Origin of the sequence: Peristeroidobacter agariperforans (genome assembly GCF_004138335.1) — a bacterium.
Taxonomy (GTDB): Bacteria; Pseudomonadota; Gammaproteobacteria; order Steroidobacterales; family Steroidobacteraceae; genus Steroidobacter; species Steroidobacter agariperforans.
Window position 1 is genome coordinate 1 of sequence record NZ_RYFW01000002.1, and the last position, 15,709, is coordinate 15,709.

Annotated in this window: 13 protein-coding genes, 1 tRNA gene and 1 pseudogene; 12 read left to right on the forward strand and 3 right to left on the reverse strand. The window is 60.4% G+C overall.

The genetic code is table 11. From position 1 onward, the window contains the following. Positions 1–215: 215 nt before the first annotated feature. The 8 genes and pseudogenes from EK373_RS13895 to EK373_RS34275 form a co-directional block, all read left to right on the forward strand. Positions 216–1,130 (forward strand): relaxase/mobilization nuclease domain-containing protein, encoded by a 915-nt coding sequence (locus EK373_RS13895; protein ID WP_157994362.1) that lies wholly within the window; start codon positions 216–218, stop codon positions 1,128–1,130. 384 nt (positions 1,131–1,514) lie between these two features. After that, positions 1,515–3,074 carry a pentapeptide repeat-containing protein gene (locus tag EK373_RS13900; RefSeq protein ID WP_129643777.1) on the forward strand — a complete coding sequence of 520 codons (1,560 nt, stop codon included), beginning with the start codon at positions 1,515–1,517 and terminating at the stop codon, positions 3,072–3,074. A 355-nt stretch (positions 3,075–3,429) separates the two neighbouring features. After that, on the forward strand, positions 3,430–4,143 hold the full coding sequence (locus EK373_RS13910) for a hypothetical protein (protein ID WP_129643780.1): 714 nt from the start codon (positions 3,430–3,432) through the stop codon (positions 4,141–4,143). 496 nt (positions 4,144–4,639) lie between these two features. Continuing rightward, positions 4,640–4,990 (forward strand): hypothetical protein, encoded by a 351-nt coding sequence (locus EK373_RS13915; protein WP_129643783.1) that lies wholly within the window; start codon positions 4,640–4,642, stop codon positions 4,988–4,990. Positions 4,991–4,996: 6 nt separating this feature from the next. Further along, positions 4,997–5,299, forward strand: coding sequence for a hypothetical protein (locus tag EK373_RS13920; protein ID WP_129643786.1), 303 nt, complete (start codon positions 4,997–4,999; stop codon positions 5,297–5,299). Between the two features lie 18 nt (positions 5,300–5,317). After that, positions 5,318–5,743, forward strand: coding sequence for a helix-turn-helix domain-containing protein (locus EK373_RS13925; RefSeq protein ID WP_129643789.1), 426 nt, complete (start codon positions 5,318–5,320; stop codon positions 5,741–5,743). A gap of 306 nt (positions 5,744–6,049) precedes the next feature. Further along, entirely contained in the window at positions 6,050–6,283 is a 234-nt protein-coding gene (locus tag EK373_RS13930; protein WP_198683336.1) for a hypothetical protein, read from the forward strand. An 8-nt stretch (positions 6,284–6,291) separates the two neighbouring features. Continuing rightward, positions 6,292–7,326, forward strand: a pseudogene (locus EK373_RS34275) (Arm DNA-binding domain-containing protein); the annotation flags it as partial. A gap of 269 nt (positions 7,327–7,595) precedes the next feature. Here EK373_RS34275 and EK373_RS13945 read toward each other — a convergent pair. Further along, positions 7,596–7,672, reverse strand: a tRNA-Met gene (locus EK373_RS13945). 247 nt (positions 7,673–7,919) lie between these two features. Between EK373_RS13945 and EK373_RS13950 the strand changes: the two genes are divergently transcribed. From EK373_RS13950 to EK373_RS13965, 4 genes are all read left to right on the forward strand, one after another. Next, positions 7,920–8,693, forward strand: coding sequence for an SDR family NAD(P)-dependent oxidoreductase (locus tag EK373_RS13950; RefSeq protein ID WP_129643792.1), 774 nt, complete (start codon positions 7,920–7,922; stop codon positions 8,691–8,693). 389 nt (positions 8,694–9,082) lie between these two features. After that, positions 9,083–9,787 carry an OmpA family protein gene (locus EK373_RS13955; RefSeq protein ID WP_129643795.1) on the forward strand — a complete coding sequence of 235 codons (705 nt, stop codon included), beginning with the start codon at positions 9,083–9,085 and terminating at the stop codon, positions 9,785–9,787. A gap of 122 nt (positions 9,788–9,909) precedes the next feature. Next, a complete protein-coding gene (locus tag EK373_RS13960) occupies positions 9,910–10,278 on the forward strand; it encodes a cupin domain-containing protein (protein ID WP_129643797.1) in 369 nt (122 codons plus the stop codon). Between the two features lie 284 nt (positions 10,279–10,562). Then, complete coding sequence (locus tag EK373_RS13965; RefSeq protein WP_157994364.1) at positions 10,563–11,267, forward strand: TorF family putative porin; 705 nt, start codon at positions 10,563–10,565, stop codon at positions 11,265–11,267. Between the two features lie 64 nt (positions 11,268–11,331). Here the strand turns inward: EK373_RS13965 and EK373_RS13970 are convergent, their stop codons facing one another. Next, positions 11,332–14,097 carry a putative bifunctional diguanylate cyclase/phosphodiesterase gene (locus EK373_RS13970; RefSeq protein WP_129643803.1) on the reverse strand — a complete coding sequence of 922 codons (2,766 nt, stop codon included), beginning with the start codon at positions 14,095–14,097 and terminating at the stop codon, positions 11,332–11,334. 215 nt (positions 14,098–14,312) lie between these two features. After that, positions 14,313–15,632 carry an aspartate aminotransferase family protein gene (locus tag EK373_RS13975; protein ID WP_129643806.1) on the reverse strand — a complete coding sequence of 440 codons (1,320 nt, stop codon included), beginning with the start codon at positions 15,630–15,632 and terminating at the stop codon, positions 14,313–14,315. Positions 15,633–15,709: the final 77 nt, after the last annotated feature.

A 15,709-nucleotide genomic window follows, 5' to 3' on the forward strand; every position in this document is an offset into this window, starting at 1 on the left:
CTCTGGACGTACAACAATGAGCGTCCCAACATGGCGCTAGGTGGGTTCACGCCGATACAGAAGTTGGCGATGGCTGCTTAGTTCCTTTCCACTTCTGGCTGCAGCTATAAACGGGGGGATTACCGTCGGTCATGACAGCGTTCCATCTTGATCGTGGCGGAGCCATATGGGATTTGACGAGCTACGCTCGCCGAGGGCCGGGACAGCGGGACCCGTTGTCCGCCGCAGAGGTGGCGCTCATCGCCCGCACCGTGCGCCACACGCCCGAGGTGATGGTAAAGGTGACCGGCGGCGGTGGTGCCAACACCAGTCATGGCGTCAACGCTCATTTCAACTACATCGGCAGGCGGGGTGACTTTGAGATCGAGACAGACGACGGCGAGCGTTTGAGTGGCCGGGGCGTTGGGTGGCATCTGATCCAAGATTGGGACTTGGACCTGGACGAAGATCGAGAGCGGCCGGATCTGTTCGCTGCGAATCGGCGAGCCGCACCGAAGCTGGTCCACAAGCTGATCTTCTCCATGCCGGCCGGCACGCCGCCCAAGAAGGTGCTCGCGGCCGTCCGCGACTTCGCCCGAGAGGAGTTCGGGCTTCAGCATCGATACGCGATGGTGCTGCATACGGACGAGCCCCACCCGCATGTGCATGTGGTCGTGAAGGCCGTCAGTGAAGCCGGCGTGCGACTCAATATTGACAAGGCCACGCTGCGGCACTGGCGCCAGGAGTTTGCGCACCACCTGCGGGCGCATGGGGTGGAGGCGAATGCGACCGAGCGAAGCGTTCGCGGGCAGAGCCGGGCGTCGAAGCTGGATTCGATTTTCAGAGCGACTCAGCGAGGCGAGTCGTCACACATGTCGGCGCGAGTGCGCGGGGTCGCCCGTGAGCTGAAAACTGGCTCGTTCGATGGATCTGGCGCTGCACGGCTGCAGCAGACAAGAAGGGAGGTAGTGACCGGGTGGAATGCCATTCGGGAGCGTCTGCTCGTTGAGGGCCAGCATCAACTCGCGGATCTTGTGGGGAGATTCGTCAACCAAATGCCGCCGCCGCGCACAGAGAACGCGTGGTTGGCGCAAGAGCTGATCGAGCATTCACGCCAGGTTCGGTCGAAAGACAAGCCGCTTGTTCGTTAGTATTGACGACCCGTGGGCCTGCGCTCCGGTCTGCCTGGATGTCTTGTATCGACCCGATGCGGAAGCGTCTCAAGGCGTAAACCCTGGCCCCTCATGCTGGCCGGCAGTATTGCGCACTCTTGTGCAGTCGGCATGTGGCATGTGGCATGCGATAATCCTGTCAGGCAGCGGAGCTACTGGTGCAGGCACGTCGGCTAGGGCGCGTTAGAGCAGCGACGGTGCTAGCTGGCATGGCGCTTGCGCCTTAGCGAGCACAACTGAGCGGAACGGCGCAGTGAATCGCGTTTGATTTGTGCGCAGCCCTGGGGCGTTCGCGGTCAGCCCGTTGATTGTTACCAAAAACGACGAAGACACTGCTGTACGCACTTCTCGTAGGAAATAAGAATGCCGTGCAAATTCAGGATAGGTGATGATCGCTGCAATCTTGGCTTCTCGGATGCCGAACTGGAAGCGGGCGCACGCTGCGTGCTTCACTCTAGTCCGGATGACGAAGCGAGCTGGAGCGATTTGCGCACGCCGGTCGTCCAACGAGCCTTGAACTCGGTCATTGCCCGTTGTGTGGAATCAAACACGCCAGTCGATCTCGCCGGTGTCGTGATTCCTCGCGACGTATCATTCGGCAATGCTGTGTTAGCGCAGCTCATCGTTCGCGCCTCGCATTTTGGCGGCGGTAGGCATTTCAGCGGGACGGTTTTCTCAGCGCCCGTACAAATTGATCAATGTACATTTCGATCTGACGCGAGCTTCTCGGAAGCTCATTTCAAGGACAAGTTCGAGTTTCGGGCAAGCGCCAAGGCAGCACTGGATTTCTCAAAGGCACGTTTCGACGGGAGCGCCAATATCAACATCGCTACTCAGGGCGGGAAGCATGTGGTCCGCTTCAACGGAATTCGCTGTAAAGATAGCTTCACGCTCAAGCCATCGGGGAATTTCGCTGCGGATCTCGAACTCAAGGAGGCTACGTTTGAAGGGCGGTTTCATGCCGAGGGTGAATACAGCGCGGAGATTGATTGCTCAGGATCTTGCTTCTCGGGCGCGATGTCCTTCTCGGGCGAGGCGAATAGAAAGTTCACTTCAAAGGGCTGTCATTTCCGGTCAGGAGTTGATTTGCGCCGCGCCGTCCTTTGCGCTGCGGCGGATTTCAGCGGAAGTCGTTTTGAGGAGCGCGCGCGATTCACGTGCCGGTTTGTCGGTCCGGCAATGTTCGAGGATTGCGCGTTCGAAAAGCAGGCGGACTTTTCAGCACCTGAGAGTACGGAAGATAAGAGCGCCGCACTGAACGCTATCGGTTTTCAAGGCACGAGCTTTCGAGGGGCAGTGTTGTTCACCAATCGCACCTTCGGGTCCACCACAAATTTTTCGACCTGTGAATTCTTTCAGGCGCCGGAGTTTCATGGGGCGACGCTTCATCAGGATACCCGGCTTCCGCTAATCCACGCATTCAAAGACAGAGAAAGTGAGGATGCGGCCGCCGCTTACCGAACGCTTCGCCAGGCAATGGAGTCGAACAACGCGCGGAGCGAGGAGGCGATGTTTTACGCGCTCGAGCAGAAGACCCTACGCCGCATTCTTGGACGGCAAACCCGCTGGGAAAACATGGCTTCCGCGCTCTACGATGGCTTAAGTGCCTACGGAGTCAACTTCTGGCGGCCGATCGCTTGGTTGCTCGCGACGATGCTGGTGTTCGGCACGATGTATGCGGCATGGATCAGCTGGCCGATCGCTCTTTCAGCACCGTTTGATGGCGAGCGGCTTGTATGCGGTCTCACCTTTAGTCTGCAGCAAGTGGTCAATCCCTTTTGGGTCTGGCGAACGACAGAACTGCCCTGGTCGACCAATTGGCCAAACGCGTTGAAGGTAGCTGCGACGATTGAGTCATTGTTGACGACGGCGCTATTCGCGCTGTCATTGCTGGCCCTGCGCTGGCGATTCAAGCGTGAGTAGTCGGCAGGCGCCGAGCAGGATAGAAGCATCGAGTTTCGTGAACTAGGTCCAGCGTCCGCTGTTGGGTCGCACGCGAACGTAGGTCAGATTATCGATTCTCAATTCGGCCAGTTGGGTTCGCCTACAGTTCCGAATCGCGGCGCAGTCGGTGTGCGGTTCGCTGCGCTTAGGTCTGGGCTCGCGACGCAGTTCACGAAAGTTTGTTGCCACGACATCGTGGGCTTTGGCTAGAATGCGCTCGGGCCGATAGCCTAATATGGAAAGGCGCTTGCCGCTGGCGGCAGGAGATCCTGGTTCGATTCCAGGTCGGCAAAGCGCATTGTTATCGAGCAGTGCTCTTTGCCGACATTGACTCATGAACCGCGAACATCAACTAAGAATTTTCCAAGCGCAAGTTCTAAACGTCAAAGAGCTTGATACTGCCTGGCGGCACCTCAAGAGAAGCATCCATGCCGATCTTGTGAGCGATCAGCAATCCTCAGCACGAATTCATACGAAGACACTAGCTCTTGTTTACTGCGCTTGGTCGGAGGCAGTCTTATCAAAGCTTGTCCATACGCCACACGGATTTGATCTCTCAGAAATCGAGCAGATAAAAAGTGCTCAGCATTCCAGCATTGTCAACGCGTGGAAGAAGTGCATTGAGTTGGCAGCTGCGAAGGTCGGTAAGCAGACTGGGAGTTATGTGCCTAATATCCGCAAGCGACTCGAAAAACTCGTTAGGACTTACATCGAAGACCCGAGTCTGGTGCGAAATAAGGTCGCTCATGGGCAGTGGAGAGTCGCCCTCAACAGGGAAAATACTGAAATAAACGCGACCATCTCCCAGCAAATCGAAGCTCTCAATGTCGTGCAGCTAGACATTTGGCGAGAAGCGTTCCTTGGTTTGTCTGAGATCGTAGAAGCCATGATTGAGTCGCCGGATCGAACGTTCCATCGGGACTATCCTAAGATTCTCGCTAGAATCGAGGAGCACTTGGAGAAGACCTCGGGTTACTCGCTCGACGACAAGGTCGCGCAATTAAAACTGAAAGCTTCTCGTCAGGAGTTCCAGAGAAAGCACGCCTAAGCATTCGTCCGTTGGTGTTGGGAAACTTCCGGGTTCGAAACGCAAGCATTCCCCAGGGCAAACGAATGCTGGTATCGGTGTCGAGAGCCTCGGAATTTGCGTCCGACGGAGCATCCGAGCGGACGAGTTGCTAGCATCCAGGCGGGCCAAAGCACTGGACTTGTGATCCTCTATAGGAATAGTGTGTCCGCGCGGATCGCATCCGCGTAAGGCGGCCCCCGCCGATGCTGGAAACATCGACGAGGGCCTAACCACAACGCCTGCTTCGAGGCAGTTATGGCTACCTTCATTATGGCGCACCCGACGCTAGCGCGGGTAGGTGCGTGTGTATCTCACAGAACAAGCGGCTTTGCCGTGCTCCGCCGAAGTTCATCGGGCAGGGCGCGGCCATGAACCGGCGGCGAGAATGCGTTCGCAACTACTCGCCAGTATCTTTTAACAACCGTTTAGGCCAGCTCAGGTCACAGACCGGCAAACCTTGCGCGAGGTTCGAGTCATGACCCGCGCCACCCGCGAAGACATGGTCGTCCTCAGCATGGGGCTCAATGCGCTGCTCGCCAGCGTGCGGCAGACCGAGTCATGGTGCCGATCCCAGGGTGATGTGGCATCGCTCCGGCGCACCCGCCTCCTAATACACGCGATCCTCATGACCCGAAGCAAGTTCTTCGCAAGCTCAAGCACTGGCGAAGCAGCGAACGATGACGTCACCGAAGCGCTCTTCGTCGCCGACGGTCTTCGCGACGCGGCTCAGCAATGCCACGAGGGGCAGGCGGCCCTCCACGAACGACTAATCGGTGGCGCAGAAGCCATCGAGCGGTTGTGTAGCACACCGCTCCGCAAGAGGTAACAACTCATGGCGGAGAAGGAAACCTACGAAGCACTTCCCGCCGGCCGCACTCTCGAAGAACTCATCGAAGCGGAGCGCACCAATCTCATGCAGGTTCAGGGGATGGCCCGGTGTCTGTACGACGTGTTGCTGTACTCCGATGACGATGACGGAACGATGCACGCTGACGTGGCTCATGTCATCGCGAGGTTGATTGCAGAGTCGGTCGATGCGCTGGAGAAGATCGTCAGGCGCTTCAGAGCCGGCGAGTTCGGCCCACCGCCCAGCAAGGCAGCCTCGGGTGATGCCGGCCCCGGTGGTGCGGCGTAGAGGGCGTGGAGCGCACAAATGAGCGACACGCAATCCGCAGCACCGAAGTCGCCCCAGATCAAAAAGGAAAGTCGCGCTTACTTCGCTGCGCTCGGCAAACGAGTCACGCAGCTACGAAAGTCACGAGGCATGACGCAAGCGGAGTTGGCTCGCGCGATCGGTGTCTCCCAGCAGGCGGTGTTCGCTTACGAAATCGGCGACAGGCGGATCTCCGTCCTCGTTCTCGAACGGCTCGCAAAGCTGTTCCGCCTCAACATCGACCAGTTCCTCGGCTTCGCTGCAGAGCCGCCGGCCAGGAAGCGGCGTCTTTCGCCGAGAGCGATGCGCCACGCTGAGCGTCTCCAGGCGCTATCCAAAACACAGCAGCGCTTTGTCGTTCGGATCCTCGACGTGCTGGAGGAGCACAACAAATCGACTGCCGCCCGGCGGCGAGTTGGCGCGTGACGTTCGCGGAGGCACAGCGGAGCATGCGAAAGGCAAACCTGAACGATGGCGAGTTTCGCCGATATATCGGCGAAACAGCGACTCCGTTTTACCGCCTATATCGGCCGAATTTTCCGCGAAACTCGATAGTGACTTCGGTGCGCGGATGAACAAGGCTGTACTCGTGAAAACGCGGCTCCAGGCGCTCGGAACAATGGTGAGGTCATCATGGATAGAGCAATCGACAGAATCTTTCTTGGAATGTTTTGCCGCATCAGGCGCGCCATCAGTGATTCAGCCGCCAACACATCGTGGAGGTAACTCGCCATGTCTGCTGTGCCCAATGAGATTGCTATCGCCACAACAGAGAGGATGGTCCTCGCGCCAGCCCGCTACGTCTTGCTTCCCGTCGCCCATCTGCTCACCGGCTACACCGTCAAGGCGATGGAACGGAAGATTGAGCGCGGTGACTGGCAGGAGGGCAAAGTCTGGCGGCATGCGCCGGATGGCCACATCATGATCGACATGCAGGGATATCATCGGTGGGTAGAAAGTCGCTAACGGTTGGTGTGCGCGCCAAAGGACCGGATCGCATCCAGTTCGACTTCGAGTATCAGGGCCGGCGCTACCGGCCCACGCTCAAGCGCATTCCATCCGAGGCCAACCTGCGGCGCGCGCACGTCCAACTTAAAGAGATCAAGCGCCGAATCGCGCTCGGAACGTTCGTGTTCGCTGAGGAGTTTCCGGAGTTCCGCGATCTCCATACATTCGCTCCCGTCGAAGCGCCGCGAACTTGCAACCAAGTCTTCGATGAGTTCATGGTGCACAACGAAGCGCGCATGGCGAAGACGGATCTCGCATTCGCGACGGTGGAGAGCTATCGAAAGATCCTGGAGTCGACCTGGCGGCCCGCCATCGGCGAGCTGATCTTCGAAGAGGTGAAGTATTCGACGTTGGCGAAGATCATTGATGCGAAATTGGAGATCTCGAAGAAGACCCACAACAACATCGTCAGCGTCATCCGCTGCGCGTTCGAGTACGGCTATCGCGATCATCCCGGGAAGAGCAACCCGGCGTCTGTGCTCAAGTGCTTTCGCCTGACGAAGAAAGATCGCCCGGCCCCGGATCCATTCTCGATTCAAGAGGCCGAAGCGCTGATCGCTGCGATCCACCGTGATTGGGGCGAGGCGCAGGGCAACTATGATGAGTTTCGTTTCTTCACGGGCCTGCGTCCCTCGGAGCAATTCGCACTGCTCGTCGAGGATTGCGATCTCGAGCAGGGCAAGCTCAAGGTCACCAAGGCTCGCGTGATGAACCGCGACAAGGATCGCACCAAGACCGGCGTCGATCGAATCGTCGAGCTATGCCCGCGAGCGCTCGAAGTCCTCAAGCGCCAACTCGCGTTGAGGGAGCGAATGAAGCAGGCCGGACGAATCAAACACGACCATCTGTTCTTCCGCGCGAATGGCAAACCCTTCGGGCTTATCAGACATCCCTACGACCGGTGGCGCTGGTCGCTGAGCATGACGGTCAAGGGTCGATACCGCGAACCGTACAACGCCCGCCACTCGTTCGTGAGCTGGAACCTGATGCTGGGCAAGAATCTGCTGTGGGTCGCCAAGCAGCACGGGCACAGCGTGCAGACGATGCTCGACACGTATGCCACCTGGATCGATGGCTCCCAGCAGGAGGACATCGAGGCGATCCGGCAGGCCATGGAGAGGAGGCCAGCAACATTGCTCACGGGCCCGGCCGAGCCGACACTAGAGGTCGATCCCCAAGCGTCTCTTCCGCCCACCCAGCGTTTTGGCACTGGATTGGCACTGGAACCACGCTACGAATGCGTAACTCGCGGAATGTTAAGGGAAATGTATGGTGGAAAGGGAGGGACTCGAACCCTCGACCCCGGCATTATGAGTGCCGTGCTCTAACCGGCTGAGCTACCTTTCCAAGCCGTTTTCCGCCAGTGGGGCCGCGCGAATGGCGGTTCCCGGGAAGCGGGGGCGGCGATTCTCCAGGGGGGCGTCCGGGGTGTCAAGACGAGCGGCCGGGGAATGCGCCTTCTGGGGCGAAAATGCCGGCTTTGCCTCATAACCGCAGCGAACGCTGCGCCGGGGAGCGCCTGTCCAGGTCGCTTCCCATCGCTTTTCCGCAAGGTTGGTTTGCTACAGTCCCCGCGTTCAAGGGGGGTAGGTCCATGAGTAACAGCCAGCGATTTTCAGTGCGGGGCAAAGTTGTGTTGATCACCGGCGCGTCGAGCGGCTTCGGCGCTCATTTCGCGCGCGTGCTGGCGAGTGAAGGGGCGAAGGTGGGATTGGCTGCCCGCCGGGTGGACGCACTGGAGTCGATCGCGGCGCAGATTCGCGAAGCGGGCGGGGTGGCTGCGACGACGAAGCTCGATGTGGCTGACAGCGCATCGGTGCGGCAGGCGGTGCAAGCGATCGAGCAAGCATTGGGGCGCATCGATGTGCTCGTCAATAACTCGGGTGTGTCGATTGGCAAGCCGTTGCTGGAGCAGACCGAGGAAGATTTCGATGCCGTGTTGAATGTGAATCTGCGCGGCGCGTTTCTGGTTGCTACCGAGGTGGCGCGGCGGATGAAAGCTGGCGGCAAGGGCGGCAGCATCATCAATATCGAATCTATTTTGAGCTTCAGGCAGGCCGGGCAGATCGCGCCGTACGCCGCATCGAAAGCGGGGCTCACTCAGCTCACGAGATCGATGGCGTTGGAGCTCGCGCGTTACAAGATTCGCGTGAATGGCATCGCGCCGGGATATTTCGCGACCGACATCAACAAAGAATTTTTCGATACCGATGGGGGCCTGGCGATGATCAAGCGCATGCCGTCGCGACGGCTCGGCGAGCTCGAAGAGCTGGAGGGGCCGCTGCTGCTGCTGGCCTCGGATGCGTCGAGTTATATGAGTGGCGCCACTGTCGTGGTCGACGGCGGCCATCTCAGCAGCAATCTCTAAAGATCGTTCCTCGCTCGAGAGAGCGGGCCGTCCCTGCCTTGTGAGTTCGGCAGCGTCGATCAGTAACGCTGGAGTTGTTCTGGATGTCCGTAAAGGCGGTCTCGTTGAAGTTGACCTCGCCGATCGTCTCAGCGGAGGCGCTCATACTCATCCGCTGCGGCGTTGCTCGTGTCCTGCTTTGCGGCGGATAACGAGCCGACGTACAGGCGCGTCAAGCGCGGCCCATCGAGAGCGGCGTCCGCGGCCACAATTCGCCACATTCCTTCGCTGCCTCGCCATAGCGCACCACGGATTGCGTCCGCATCCGGGCCTTGAATAGCACTCACGGGCAAACGTCACCCGCCTCCCACGAGGGGAGCAACGACGGGGGTTCGATGAGGAGCGCGACTATGTTCAAGAAAGTGTTGGTTACTGCGGTGGCCCTGGCGATGAGTGCGGGTGCGGCTCACGCGGGTGAAAAGAACAAGTTCACGAAGGAAGAAGGCGTCGGCATGTTCAGCGGCGCGGCGGCGGGCGCCATCGTCGGTGGCCCGATCGGTGCGGCGGTGGGCTTCATGTTCGGCGGCATTCTCGGCGACAGCGTCGGCACGGCGAATCGTGCGCAGTTGCACGCCAAGCAGGTGGAAGAGCAGTCGCAGAAGCTCGAGCAGGAGTTGATCGACACGCGCATCGCGCTGGCCAAGGCCAGCGAGCGTACCGGTGGCGATGAAATGCTCGACGCGCTGGCGCAGCGGCTGCACGCCGATGTGTTGTTCCGTACGAACGACGCGAGTATGGATGCCGATGTGGTGAGCAAGCTGGAGGACCTCGGCAAGCTGCTCGCGCTGCACGGTGAGTTGGAAGTGCAGCTGCACGGTTTCGCCGATCCGCGCGGCAAGTCCGAGAAGAATCTCGAGCTGTCGCTGGAGCGTGCGAATGCAGTGCGGGAGGCTTTGATTCGTGGCGGTGCTGCGCCGGAGCAGATTCAGTTGTCTGCTCATGGCTCGGATCTGACTACGGCGCCGCAAGGAGATCTCGAGGCGTATGCGTGGGAGCGTCGGGTGAGTCTATCCATCCGCCCCACAGCCACCTCTGCGGTGGCTCGTAACGAGTGATGCTCGTGTATACGGCCGGTGGCCCAGGCCACCGGCCGCTTTCTTCACGACATTTGCAGTAGCCATGACCTCTGTCACCTTCTACAGTCCGGGTTCCTGAAATGTGTTTAGCGAGCATCGTAATGTCCGAAATCGCCAGTTCGTTGATCGTGGACTTCGGTGCGACCGCTCCCGAGACCACGCACTCCAAGCCGCCCGCCGATCGTTTGATCGCCGGCCATCCCGAACAGGTCGCGCGCAACTACTTCAGCGACAGCACCGGCCGCTTTTTCGCAGGTGTCTGGGAGAGCACGCCAGGGAAGTGGCGGGTTCGTTATTCTGAAAACGAGTTCTGCTATATCACCCGCGGCCGCGTGCGCATCGAGCACGAATCGGGCCGCGGCTGGACGTTCTCCGCCGGGGCCTCGTTCGTCATTCCTGCTGGGTTCGCCGGGGTATGGGAGGTGCTCGAGCCTACCGCCAAGCTGTATGTGATTTACGAGCCGGCTTAGTGCAGGGCATCCGAGCGCTGCTCCAATCTGGGGCGGTCTGCCCCATCTGCGGGCACTAGCAGCGATTCTCGACTCCGAGTCTTCGGTATACAGGCCCGCGCCAATGCTGGGCTGTGAGGTGAGGGCGGCCACTCTGGGCGCCCTGGCATGCTTGCTGCATTATGACTTCGTGGACGCGCTTGTGGCTTTTCTGCCGCAGCTTGGCGGGAATCTGGCCGACTAAAGTAAACTCTAACCACATGCCGGGCTCGGCATGTTTCTTTCTCACCACAAAGGGGAGACCCATGCGAAATTTCAGGATTCTGGCGGCACTCGGGTTGCTCGGGGCGGCGACGGTGGCCAACGCCGGTGTGTCATCGACCTGGACATTGACCAACGACTACGACTTCCGCGGCAACTCTCAGTCGGCCAAGGATCCTGCAGTCCAAGGCAGCGTCGACTATGCCGCGGATAGCGGCTGGTACCTCGGCGCCTGGGGCAGCAACGTGGATTTCGGCGCAGCCGATGTCGACCTCGAAGTCGACCTGTACACCGGCTTTGCCGGCGAAAGCGAAGGCGGTCTCGGCTACGACGTGGGCGTCGTGTACTACGCCTATCCTGACGAAAGCGACTTCAATTATTTCGAAGCCTACGGCAGCGTCAGCAAGGACTGGTTCAAGGGCAAGCTGTGGTTCTCGAACGATTTCGGCGGCGACAGCACGCCGGGCGATACCGAGGGCTTCTACCTGGAAGCCAACGGCACGTTCCCGCTGCCGCAGAATTTCTCGGTCCTGGCGCACGTCGGTTACAGCTGGGGCGACTACTGGGACGCCATTGGCGACGAGACGATCGACTACTCGCTCGGCGTTGGCTACACGATCAACCAGTTCAACCTGGCATTGAAATACGTCGACACCGATACCGATGCGGTCGTCCGCGACGACGTGTTCAACAACGAAGGCCGCGTGATCTTCACGATCGCCACCACCTTCCCGTGGAGCGCTGACTGATCGACAGCCCCTCGCTGAGGTTGGTTTGAAACAAGAGCCCCGCATGCAAGTGCGGGGCTTTTCTTTATGCGCTCGCCGAGCGGTTCGGCGCTGTGGGCAATTGTTTGATGACGGCGGCAACCGCGTTGGGCTTGGAGAGCAGCACCAGCTCTTGCGCGCGCTGCGCGGCGTTGGCCATAGCCGTGAACACCTGGTCCATCGCGACCGGTCGCGACAGCAGATAGCCTTGCAGCGAGAGATTCTTACAGCCGAGGAAGCGCTCGAACTGCTCGGCCCGTTCCAAGCCTTCGGCGGTCACTTGCAGGCCCAGGCCGTTGCACATATCGATCATGGCGCGAACGATGGAACGCGACCGCGCGTTCGTATCGATGCTTTCGATGAGGCTGCGATCGAGTTTGACCCGCGTCAGCGGCAAGCGCTCCAGTGAAGACAGTGATGAATAGCCTGTGCCGAAATCATCGAGCGCAATCGCAATGCCTAGCGCACGCAAGCGATGCAGCTGCTCGATCGTAGATCGTCCCGTTTGCAGCACCGACTCGGTCAGCTCGATCTCGATACAACGGGACGGCACATCGAATTCGGCGAGCAGTTCGCGCACGCGATCGACGAATCGATAATCCAGCAGCTGTCGCGGCGAGACGTTGATCGCCACACGCGCCTGCGGCCACGGACCGCGATGCCACTCGGCCGCCGCACGAATCGCGGTACGTAACACCCAATCGCTGATCTCGATGATGAGCCCGGATTCTTCGGCGACGTTCAGGAACTCGCCGGGCGGGATATAGCGGCCATCGGGCGTGCGCCAGCGGATCAGCGCTTCGACCAGCTGCGTCTGCAGATCTTCGATGCCCACTTCGGGCTGGAAGAACAGTTCGAACTCGTCGCGCTCGATCGCGCGGCGCAGGTCCTGCTCGACGCGGAATTTGTTGGAGGCCCGAGCCAGCAGCTCTGGTGTGAACATGCTCGCGCGGCCGCGACCCAAAGCCTTCGTGTGGAATAGCGCGGTGTCCGCTGCGATCAGCAACGCTTCGGCGTCCTGCTCATGATCGGGATAAATGCTGGCGCCGACGCTCACGCCGATGATCAACTCCCGGCCGTCCACATCGATCGGCGTCTGGAACTCTCGAATGATTTGCTCGCTCGCGGCGCGGATCTGCTCGAGATCGCGCGCGTCTTCGCAGATGACAGTGAACTCATCGCCGCCCAGGCGAGCTGCGAATCCCAGCGGCTGAGCGGCGGTCTGCAATCGTTGCGCGATCCCGCGCAGGACGCGGTCGCCGAACGAGTGGCCGATGCTGTCGTTGATGTTCTTGAAATTGTCCACGTCGAGGAACAACACGCCGACGCGGCGGTTCGTCTGCGAGGCGCGCTTCAGGCTCGCATTCAGCAGTTTGAACAGTTGCCGTCGGTTGGGCAGGCCGGTCAGCGGATCGACTTCCGCCAGTTCCTGGAGTTGGCGCGTGCGCTCGGCGACTTTCTCTTCGAGCTGATGGTGCGCGTCGAGTGCGGCGACCTGAGCCTGGCTCAAGCGCTCGGCCATGTTGTTGAAGGCAACAGCGAGCGAGTCGAGCTCCTTGATACCGCCGCGCACGACACGAGCGTCGGGTTCGCCGGCCGCGATTTTTTCCGAGGCGGCGATCAAGCGCCGCACCGGAAGCACGACGCTGCGTACGGTAGCGATCGAGATCCACAAGAGCAGCACGAGAACGGCGATGCTGATCCATGCGACGACGGCGCGGCTTGACTCCTCGGCCTCCGAGAGCATTGTCGGAGTCATAGTGGACACAGCGCCGGTGCTCACTGGCTGTGCCGGCGCAGTTGCCTCAACAGGTGCTGTCTGTCGTACCGCATCCTCAGTGAGAGGCGCGGCCGCTGCATCGACAGTCGCCGTGCGTGACGGTTGCGCTTTGGGCTGGACAGCTGGCTCCTTCGGCATCCGCGCCAGCAGTTTGTTTCGTTGAGCGACGAAACTGTTGGCGGTGGTCGTCAAATCCTGATGTGTCTTCACCAGCGCCACGCGCAGCGTAGTCAGCCTGACGAAGTCCCTCTCCATCTCCGCAAACCACTCATCGCTCTCGGCACGCCGCAGACTCTTGGCATTGTCTTGTAATGACTGCGCGAAAGCAGTTTCTGCTTTGCCGATGCGATCGTAGACCTCCGGCGCCGAGCTGAAAGAGCGCACGGCGGCGGCAAAGCTGTCGCGCAGCCCGCTCAAGCTGGTGTTGAGTTGTACGAGCGATTGCCGGGCGACCACGCGTCCGAAAATCTTGAACGCACCGTCGAGCGACGCATTCACGCGCCCGTTCATCTGCTCCAGCGTTTCCGAATATTCGCGCAGCAGCTGGCGACGATCCTGCGCCAGCTGGATCCAACGCTCAGCGTTGCGCTTGTGCTGTTGGATCGTGGTCGGAACGGATTTGTAAGAGCGATTGCCTAGTGCTTGCGCGCGCTCCATGAACTGCGCGGTCACGCGGTCCACTTCTTTGCCGAACTGGCGATAGCGGGCTTGAGCTTCGACCGAGCTGGACTGCACCGCCGAGTAGACCGACTCGTCGAAACGTTCGATGCTGCGGATCAGCTCATCGCCCGACAGCGTTTCGACGGGCGCGGGAGTCTCGATAACAGGTGCAGCGGCCGCGACCACCTCAGTGACAGGCTTGGGCGGCGCCGGAGTCGCGACAACGATCGGGGGAGCGACGATCGCAGCGCTGCGCTCGGCGATGAAGTTTGCGGCGGCGGCGAGCACCGCGACGCTGGCGAACGCGACCATCAATCGCGTCGAAATACTCCATGACGAGAACAGGCCGGCGACGGCGAGTCTCGTACGCACAGCGGCGAGCCACTGGCGCAATTCACGGATCGATCGAAAATAACCCACGTTGATCTGGACGCCGAGAGCAGCTCTACCTTGGCAGTACCGTAGTCTGCGAAGCACAGCTGCGACTATCCATGAGCGGATGCTCAATTTGAGCGATGCATCTCATCCTTGAGAAGTCGTTGCATCCGAGGGTTGCGCTCGCCCGAAGCGAGCGCGTAGGCCAGGGCCTACGCGATGGTCTTCAGCACTGCTCCGATTCGCGTGATGAGCTCGTCGATCTGGGCTGTTGAGATGATCAACGGCGGCGAGAGTGCGATGGTGTCGCCGGTGGTGCGGATCAGGATGCCTTTCTCGAAGCACTTCACCAGCGCTTCGTAGCCGCGCGCGCCGATTGCACTAGGGCGAGATTGCAGCTCGATGCCGGCAACCAGGCCGAGGTTACGAATGTCGATGACGTTCGGCGATGAGCGCAGCGAGTGAACCGCATCTTCCCACGCTTTTGCCAGTTCGGCGCCGCGCGTCAGCAAGCCTTCGCGTTCGTAGATTTCCTGAGTCGCGAGACCGGCGGCACAGGCGGCCGGATGCGCCGAGTAGGTGTAGCCGTGGAAGAGCTCGATGCCGTCCGGGCCTTTCATGAACGCGTCGTAGATCTGTTTGCGCACGAACACCGCGCCCATCGGAATCGCGCCGTTGGTTAGCCCCTTCGCGGTCGTGATGATGTCGGGCATCACGTCGAAATACTGTGCGCCGAACGCAGTGCCCAGGCGGCCGAAGCCGGTGATGACTTCATCGAAGATCAGCAGGATGCCGTGCTTGTCGCAGATGGCCCGCAGTTTTTGCAGATAGCCCTTCGGCGGAAGAATGACACCCGCCGAGCCCGCCATCGGTTCGACGATCACGGCAGCGATGGTCGACGCATCGTGTAGCGCCACCAAGCGCTCCAAGTCATCCGCGAGATGGACGCCCCATTCGGGCAAGCCGCGAGTGAATGCGTTGTGCTCGATATCGAGCGTGTGCCGCAGATGGTCCACGCCCGGCAGCATCGCGCCGAAGTACTTGCGATTGTTCGACAGGCCGCCAACCGAGATGCCGCCGAAGCCGACGCCGTGATAGCCCTTCTCGCGACCGATCAGTCGCTGCCGTGAGGCGTCGCCTTTGACGCGGTGATACGCGATCGCAATTTTCAGCGCGGTGTCCACCGATTCCGAGCCCGAGTTGGTGAAGAACACATGATTCAGATCGCCCGGCGTGAGCTTGATGAGACGGTTCGCCAGCTCGAAGCCGGCCGGATGGCCCATCTGAAAAGTCGGTGCGTAATCCAAGGTCGCCATCTGCTCGGCGACGGCGGCGGTGATCTCTTTGCGGCCATGGCCGGCATTTACGCACCAGAGGCCGGCGCAGCCGTCGAGCACCTTGCGGCCATCGGGCGTCCAGTAGTGCATGCCTTCGGCTCGGGCCAGCAGGCGGGGTTGATCTTTGAATTGCCGATTCGCGGTGAACGGCATCCAGAAGGCTTCGAGGGCGTCGCGCGTGAGGGCCGAAGACATGGGAACCGCCTGTTTCGCTGGAGGACGGGGAGCGTGCCGATGATAAGAAAAATGGACACGCGGCTCAAATGTGCCCA